Annotated in this window: 4 protein-coding genes; 3 read left to right on the forward strand and 1 reads right to left on the reverse strand. The window is 60.5% G+C overall.

Features of this window, described 5'->3' with window-relative positions; genetic code table 11:
* Positions 1–101: 101 nt before the first annotated feature.
* Positions 102–1,028, reverse strand: a complete 927-nt coding sequence (locus F8N85_RS33310; RefSeq protein WP_150804433.1) for a DMT family transporter — start codon at positions 1,026–1,028, stop codon at positions 102–104.
* 147 nt (positions 1,029–1,175) lie between these two features.
* On the opposite strand from F8N85_RS33310, the gene aceK reads away from it, so the two are divergent.
* The 3 genes from aceK (at position 1,176) to F8N85_RS33330 (ending at position 8,470) form a co-directional block, all read left to right on the forward strand.
* Positions 1,176–2,897 carry a bifunctional isocitrate dehydrogenase kinase/phosphatase gene (gene aceK / locus F8N85_RS33315; protein ID WP_150804432.1) on the forward strand — a complete coding sequence of 574 codons (1,722 nt, stop codon included), beginning with the start codon at positions 1,176–1,178 and terminating at the stop codon, positions 2,895–2,897.
* 232 nt (positions 2,898–3,129) lie between these two features.
* Positions 3,130–7,041, forward strand: coding sequence for an ATP-dependent RNA helicase HrpA (hrpA, locus tag F8N85_RS33325; protein WP_150804430.1), 3,912 nt, complete (start codon positions 3,130–3,132; stop codon positions 7,039–7,041).
* Positions 7,042–7,348: 307 nt separating this feature from the next.
* Positions 7,349–8,470, forward strand: coding sequence for a beta-ketoacyl-ACP synthase III (locus F8N85_RS33330; RefSeq protein WP_150804429.1), 1,122 nt, complete (start codon positions 7,349–7,351; stop codon positions 8,468–8,470).
* The last annotated feature ends 51 nt before the right edge of the window (positions 8,471–8,521 follow it).

Consider the following 8,521-nt stretch of genomic DNA (forward strand, 5'->3'; position numbering starts at 1 on the left):
TCGCAGCCTGCGGCAGCTCCTACGCCAATCGCATACATCCGTTATTGATGGGTGTACGCAAAACCTGTAGGAGCTGCCGCAGGCTGCGATCTTTTGAAGGCCTACCGGGCAGTCACCTTCGACACCGTCGCCACCGTCGCCACCGTCGCTACCGTCGGTTTGAGCACCAACCACAACGCCCCGGCGATCAACACTGAGCCATACACATGGGCCATCGACAAGGGTTCATCGAGGAACAGCGCACCCCAGAGCACGCCGAAAGGCGGGATCATGAAGGTCACGGTCATTGATTTGACCGGGCCGATCGAGCTGAGCAAACGGAAGTACAAGATGTACGCAAAGGCGGTGCAGACCAGGCCCAATCCCAACAGCGATAACCAGACATTCCAGCCACCCCAACTGGCCGGTGGCTGGCTGATGGCGTTGTAACCGAACAATGGCAATAGAAACAGCGTCGCACCGAGCATGCTGCCCAGCGCCGACAGGCGACTGTCGAGCCCGCCTTGCTGATCGAGCCAGCGGCGGGCGAGGAAACCGGCGAAGCCGTAACAGGTCGTCGCGAGCAGGCAGGCGAGGGCGCCCATCAGCAATTCCAGGTCGAAGGCCACTGGACCGGCGCGGGTCAGAATGCCGACCCCGAATAATCCAAGGCACACCCCGGCGATCTTCGCCGGGGTGAGTTTTTCACTGAAGAACACTCCGCCAATCAACACGCCCATCAGTGGTGTCGTCGCGTTGAAGATAGCCGAGTAGCCGGCGGGCAACACTTGGGCGGCCACCGAATACATAGTCGCCGGAATTCCCGAGTTGATCACCCCAAGCAGCAGCACCGTCTTGAACTTGCCGCGAAAATCCCAGCTGATACGCATCAGCGCCAGGATCACCAGCAACCCGCCGGCGGCAATCGATACGCGAAAGAAGGCGGTGGGAATAGTGCCAATCTCTGGGGCGATGATGCGCATGAACAGAAAACTCGCGCCCCAGATGGCGGAAAGCGCCAGCATGCGTAGTATATCGACGGGGTTCACGGTCTGTTCCTTACTTGATCGGGCCGCAAGTGTCCTCGCAGGTGTAACGCATGGCAATGGTTGCATTGCCTGACACTAGCCACACAGGCCACTACGCCTCTAAGCTCAGCCCCTTAATGCCAAGAATCATCCTCCAGAGGTTTATCTATGCCGCAGCAATGGCCAGCCGCCGATATCGCCCGAATGATCCTCGATGGCTTCGACGATTACCGCGAGCATTTCCGCCAGATCACCGACGGCGCCCGGGCGCGGTTCGAGCAGGCGCAGTGGCAGGAGGCGCAGGTCGCCTCGGCGGCACGGATCAACCTCTACGAAGAAAAAGTCAGTGAAGTGGTCGCTCGACTGCACCAGACCTTTGACGGCGAGGCCATGCTGGACGTTACTTACTGGCCCCTGGTGAAAAGCGCCTATATCAGTCTGATCGACCTGCGTTTCGACGATGAGCTGTCCGAGACCTGGTACAACTCGGCGTTCTGCGGGCTGTTCAGCCACGACCTGATCAGCGACGGCTGCATGTTCATCCACACCACCCGGCCGAGCCTGCGTCGGGCCCGTGCGGCGCAAACCCGCATCTATAAGCCCGAAGGCGAACTGTCGGGCATGCTCGAGCAGATCTTCGTCGACTACAGCTTCAGCGAGCCTTATGCCGATTTGCCGGGTGACCTGCGCCGGCTCGAAGCGCAGTTGCGCGAGAACCTGCCGGACTGGGTCTGCAAGGACCCGGAGCTGAACGTCGAGTTGTTTTCCTCGGTGCTCTACCGCAACAAGGGTGCCTACCTGGTGGGGCGCATTTACACCCACGACGAGCAATGGCCGTTGGTGATTCCATTTCTGCACCGCGAAGGCCGCGGGATTCAGATCGATGCGTTGATCACCGATGAAGCGGATGTGTCGATCATCTTCTCGTTCACCCGTTCGTATTTCATGGTCGACGTGCCGGTGCCGGCCGAGTTTATCGGTTTTCTCAAGCGTATCCTGCCGGGCAAGCACATTGCCGAGCTGTACACCTCGATCGGTTTCTACAAGCACGGCAAGTCCGAATTCTATCGCTCACTGATTAACCACCTGGCCAACACCGACGACCAGTTCATCATGGCTCCGGGTGTGCGCGGGATGGTCATGAGTGTGTTTACCCTGCCGGGCTTCAACACCGTATTCAAAATTATCAAGGACCGTTTCTCGCCGTCGAAGAACGTCGACCGCGCGACAGTGATTGAAAAGTATCGCCTGGTAAAAAGCGTCGACCGGGTCGGGCGCATGGCCGATACCCAGGAATTTGCCGACTTCCGTTTCCCTCTGAGCAAGTTCGAACCGGCGTGCCTGGCTGAGCTGCTGGAAGTGGCGGCGAAAACGGTGGAGGTCGATGGCGACACGGTGCTGATCCGCCACTGCTGGACCGAACGCCGGATGACGCCGTTGAACATGTACCTGGAAAACGCCAACGACGCGCAGGTTCGCGAGGCACTGGAGGATTACGGCCTGGCGATCAAGCAATTGGCGGCGGCGAACATCTTCCCCGGCGACATGCTGCTGAAGAACTTCGGCGTTACCCGTCACGGTCGTGTGGTGTTCTATGACTACGACGAAATCTGCTTCCTGACTGAAGCCAACTTCCGCCACATCCCGGCCCCGCGCACCCCGGAAGACGAGATGTCTTCGGAGCCGTGGTATTCGATCGGGCCGCTGGATGTTTTCCCCGAGGAGTTTCCGCCATTCCTGTTCGCCGACGCCGGACAGCGACGGTTGTTCAATGAACTGCACGGCGAACTGTACAACGCCGATTACTGGAAAGGCCTGCAAGCGGCGATTCGCGCCGGCAAGGTGATCGATGTGTTCCCGTATCGGCGCAAGGGTTTGGATAACGAGTAGCCCGGTACACACCGACATTGTGGCGAGGGAGCTTGCTCCCGCTCGGCTGCGAAGCAGTCGTAAAACCGGTGAACGCATTCTATCTGAAAGATCGCGATGGCCGGTTTTGGGGCCGCTTCGCGACCCAGCGGGAGCAAGCCCCCTCGCCACAAAAGCAGGTTCCATTCGTCGCCAGGTGCGCAAATCTGCGACAATCCGCCCCCTGCACCACTAGACGACTTTTGCGTACCTGATGACTGACCAATCGCCTGCTATCGATCAACTGCTGAAAAACCTCGATCACGCCATGCTCGCCGACCGCCACCGGCTGCGGCGGCAGTTGCTTGAGCTGCGCAAAAAACCCGACGAGGCCAAGCTGGCGCAGTGGGTCGAGCGGGCGCAGGCGTCCTGTGATCGGGTGGTGGCGCGACGTGCCAGCCTGCCGCTGATTCGCTATGACGACAGCCTGCCGATCGCCGCCAAGCGCGACGAAATCAAAGCAGCACTGCTCAAGCATCAGGTGCTGATCATTGCCGGTGAAACCGGGTCGGGTAAAACCACCCAGTTGCCGAAAATCTGCCTGGAAATCGGTCGCGGCCAGTACGGCCTGATCGGTCACACCCAGCCGCGGCGGATTGCCGCTCGCAGCGTTGCGAGCCGGGTCGCGGAAGAGCTGGCGACGCCACTGGGCGCGCTGGTCGGCTATCAGGTGCGTTTCGAGGATCAGAGCGATGCCAACACCCTGATCAAGCTGATGACTGACGGCATTCTGCTGGCGGAAACCCAGAACGACCGCTACCTCGAGCGCTACGACACGATCATCGTCGACGAAGCCCACGAACGCAGCCTCAACATCGACTTCCTGCTCGGTTACCTGAAAACCCTGCTGCCGCGTCGCCCGGACCTGAAGGTCATCATTACCTCGGCAACCATCGATCTGGAGCGCTTCTCCAAGCACTTCAACGACGCGCCGATTGTCGAAGTCTCGGGTCGGACCTTCCCGGTGGACACCTGGTATCGCCCGCTGACCCTGGAGCAGGACGAAGAGGGCAACCGCGTCGAAGAAGACTTGACGGTGGATCAAGCGATCCTCGCCACCCTCGACGAAATTGCCGCCTATGAGCGCAGCGAACGTCGCAGCCCCGGTGATGTGCTGGTGTTCCTGCCCGGCGAGCGAGAAATTCGCGACGCCGCCGACATGCTGCGCAAAGCCCAGCTCAAGCACACCGAAATCCTGCCACTGTACGCACGGCTATCGCCGGCCGAGCAGCAGCGGATCTTCCAGTCCCACCCGGGGCGGCGCGTAGTGCTGGCGACCAATGTGGCGGAAACCTCGCTGACGGTGCCGGGCATCCGCTACGTGATCGACAGCGGCACTGCGCGGATCAGCCGCTACAGCTACCGCGCCAAGGTTCAGCGCCTGCCGATCGAGGCCGTTTCCCAGGCCAGCGCCAACCAGCGTAAAGGCCGCTGCGGACGGGTCGAGCCGGGCATCTGCATTCGCTTGTACGCCGAAGAGGACTTTCTCGGCCGGCCGGAATTTACCGATCCGGAAATTCTGCGCACCAACCTGGCGGCGGTGATCCTGCAGATGCTCCATCTGCGCCTCGGCGAGATCACCGATTTCCCGTTTATCGAGCCGCCCGATGGCAAGGCCATCAGCGACGGTTTCAACCTGCTGCAAGAACTGTCGGCGGTGGATCGCGAGAGTCAGTTGACCCCGCTCGGTCGACAACTGGCACGGCTGCCGGTGGACCCGCGCATGGGCCGCATGTTGCTCGAAGCCGCGAAACTGGGCAGCTTGCAGGAAGTCTTGATCGTCGCCAGCGCCATGTCGATCCAGGATCCGCGCGAGCGTCCGCCGGAGCGCCAGCAAGCCGCTGATCAGGCCCACGCCCAATGGAAGGACGTCGACTCGGATTTCGCCGCGCTGGTCAATCTGTGGCGCGGCTTTGAAGAGCAGCGCCAGGCCCTGACCGCTAGCCCGCTGCGCAATTGGTGCCGGAAGAATTTCCTCAACTACCTGCGCTTGCGCGAATGGCGCGATTCCCATCGACAGTTGAGCCTGATCTGCCGCGACATGCAGCTGAGCCTCAATAAAGAGCCGGCGGATTACCCGAAACTGCACAAAGCCGTGCTCTCCGGTTTGCTCAGCCAGATCGGCCAGAAGACCGAAGAAGGCGACTACCTCGGCGCCCGTCAACGACGCTTCTGGATTCATCCGTCATCGGGGCTGGGTAAAAAACGCCCGCAATGGCTGATGGCCGCCGAGCTGGTGGAAACCACCAAGCTTTATGCGCGGATGGTGGCGAAGATCGAGCCGGACTGGATCGAACCGCTGGCCGGGCATCTGATCAAGAAAAACCACTTCGAACCCCATTGGGAGAAGAAGCGCGGCCAGGTCGTGGCCTTCGAGCAGATCACCTTGTTCGGGTTGATCGTGGTCGGTCGGCGGCCGGTGCATTACGGGCCGATCGACCCGGTGCTGTCCCGCGAGCTGTTTATCCGTGAAGGCTTGGTGCGCGGGGAAATCCAGTCCCGGGCCAAGTGCCTGACCGCCAACCAGCAACTGCTGGAACAGCTCGACGAACTGGAAGCCAAGGCCCGCCGCCGTGACATCCTCGCTGATGAAGAAACCCTGTTCGCCTTCTACGATGCGCGGTTGCCGGCCGATATCCACCAGACCGCGACCTTCGACAGCTGGTATCGCATCCACAGCCAGAAAGACCCGCAGTTGCTGGTGATGCGCGAAGAAGACGTACTCGCTCGCGAAGCCAGTGAAGTCACTGCCGCGCATTACCCGGATACCTTGCACCTGGGCGATCTGGCGTTGGCCTTGAGTTATCACTTCGAGCCCAATCACCCACGCGATGGCGTGACCTTGCGGGTGCCGGCGCCGTTGCTGCCGGCACTGCCGTCCGAGCGTCTGGAATGGCTGGTGCCGGGGGTAATCGAGGCCAAATGCATCGCCCTGGTACGCAACCTGCCCAAGGCCTTGCGCAAGAACTTCGTGCCGGTGCCGGATTTCATCAAGGCCGCGTTGCAACGCATGACCTTTGCCGAGGGCTCGTTGCCTCAGGCGTTGGGCCGCGAATTGCTGCGCATGACCGGTGCGCGGGTCAGCGACGAAGCCTGGGCCGAAGCGGCACAGCAGGTCGATGGGCATTTGCGGATGAACCTGGAAATCGTCGACGGCCAAGGCAAGTTCCTCGGTGAAGGCCGCGACCTCGCCGAACTGACCGCGCGTTTTGCCGAAGCCAGCCAGGCCGCGTTGGCCGTGCCGCAAACCGCGAAAAGCCAGCAACCGGTGGAGGCCAAAGTCTTCGCCGCGGTGGCTGAGAAGACTCAGCAGAAGATCGCCGGGCTGTCGATGACGGTTTATCCGGCACTGGTGGAAGAGAACGGCACGGTCAAGGAAGGTCGGTTTTCTACCGCCGCCGAGGCCGAGTTTCAGCATCGTCGGGCCTTGCAACGTTTGTTGATGCAGCAACTGGCCGAGCCGGCGAAGTTCCTCCGTGGCAAGTTACCCGGGCTGACCGATCTGGGGTTGATGTACCGCGAGCTGGGGCGCATCGACAGCCTGGTGGAAGACATTCTGCTGGCCAGCCTCGACAGCTGCATTCTCGACGGCGAGGCGAGTTTGCCGCGCGATGGCGTCGGTCTGGCTTCGCTGGCCGAGCGCAAACGAGGTGGCTGGACCGAGCACGCCGAGCGTCTGGCGAAACTGACGCTGGAGACGCTCAAGCTTTGGCATGGCCTGCAAAAGCGCTTCAAGGGCAAGATCGACCTGGCGCAGGCGGTGGCCCTCAATGACATCAAGCAACAATTGAGTCAGCTGGTGTATCCGGGTTTTGTCCGCGAGACTCCGGCGATCTGGCTCAAGGAACTGCCTCGCTTCCTCAAGGCCATCGAGTTGCGTCTCGAGAAACTGCCGAGCCAGGTCCAGAAAGACCGGGTCTGGAGCACCGAACTGGCCGGGTTATGGGCGCAATACCAGGCGCGGGCCAGCAAACACGCCCAGGAAGGCAAACGCGATCCGCAGCTGGAACTGTATCGCTGGTGGCTCGAGGAGTACCGGGTTTCTCTGTTTGCCCAGCAACTGGGAACGAAGGTACCCATCTCCGACAAGCGTTTGAGCAAACAATGGAGTCAGGTTGAACCCTAACCCCGCGTAGGAGCTGCCGCAGGCTGCGATCTTTTGATCTTCGTTCTTTTAAAGTCAAAAGATCGCAGCCTGCGGCAGCTCCTACAGTTTGTGGCAGGGGCTGCATCCTGCAAAAGGCGCCAAAACTCAACGTTTATGGCAAACTTCGCGCCTATAAACGCCGGCCCCGCGGTTTTGAGCCTCTACAGGTTCGGGCGGATCGGAATAAAGCGACGCAAGGTTTCATTCCATTGAGTGGGATCAGACCCTTTGTGTATTGGTACGTCGGTACCAATACTTTCTGCCTGAACAGATTAGAGAAACGACCATGCATAACGTCGTCATCAGCGGAACCGGCCTGTACACCCCGGCCAACAGCATCTCCAACGAAGAGCTGGTGCAGTCTTTCAATGCCTATGTGCAGCAGTTCAATGCGGATAACGCCCAAGCCATCGAGCGCGGCGAAGTTCAGGCACTCACCGAATCCAGTGCCGCGTTCATTGAAAAGGCCTCGGGGATCAAAAGTCGTTTTGTCATGGACAAAGAAGGCATCCTTGATCCGCAGCGCATGACTCCGCGTCTGCCCGAGCGCTCCAACGATGAATGGTCGGTGCTTTGCCAAATGGCCATCGGCGCTGCCGAGCAAGCCTTGCAGCGCGCCGGCAAGACCGCCGCCGACATTGACGGGGTCATCGTCGCCTGCTCCAACCTGCAGCGGGCTTACCCGGCGATTGCTATCGAAGTCCAGGAAGCACTGGGCATTGAAGGTTTCGGCTTTGACATGAACGTCGCCTGCTCCTCGGCGACCTTCGGTATCCAGGCGGCTACCAATAGCGTCCAGCTCGGCCAGGCCCGGGCGATTCTGATGGTCAACCCGGAAGTCTGCACCGGTCACCTGAACTTCCGCGACCGCGACAGCCACTTCATCTTTGGCGACGCGGCGACCGCAGTGATCATCGAGCGCGCCGATCTGGCCACTTCGAAGTACCAGTTCGATATCGTCAGTACCAAGCTGCTGACCAAGTTTTCCAACAACATCCGCAACAACTTCGGCTTCCTCAACCGCGCCGCCGAAGAGGGTGTCGGTGCACCGGACAAACTGTTCGTGCAGGAAGGTCGCAAGGTCTTCCGTGACGTCTGCCCGATGGTGGCTGAATTGATCGCCACCCACCTGGAAGAGAACACGCTCAACATCAGCGACGTGAAGCGCTTCTGGCTACACCAGGCCAACCTCAGCATGAACCACCTGATCGTCAAAAAACTCCTCGGCCGCGAAGCCACGGAAGAAGAAGCGCCGGTGATTCTCGACACCTATGCCAACACCAGTTCGGCCGGTTCGGTGATTGCCTTTCATAAAAACCAGGACGATCTGCCGAGCGGCTCGCTGGCGGTGCTCAGCTCCTTCGGTGCCGGTTATTCGATTGGTAGCGTGATTCTGCGCAAGCGCTGAGTTCACAGCGGGGAGAGGGTGGCTCCCAAAAGATCGCAGCCTGTCGGCAGC

The organism is Pseudomonas fluorescens (assembly GCF_902497875.1).
GTDB lineage: Bacteria > Pseudomonadota > Gammaproteobacteria > Pseudomonadales > Pseudomonadaceae > Aquipseudomonas > Aquipseudomonas fluorescens_BR.

Bases quoted from the DNA above. Each gene is read 5' to 3' on its own strand.
- aceK (WP_150804432.1), top strand. From the start codon at position 1,176: ATGCCGCAGCAATGGCCAGCCGCCGATATCGCCCGAATGATCCTCGAT.
- hrpA (WP_150804430.1), top strand. From the start codon at position 3,130: ATGACTGACCAATCGCCTGCTATCGATCAACTGCTGAAAAACCTCGAT.
- F8N85_RS33330 (WP_150804429.1), top strand. From the start codon at position 7,349: ATGCATAACGTCGTCATCAGCGGAACCGGCCTGTACACCCCGGCCAAC.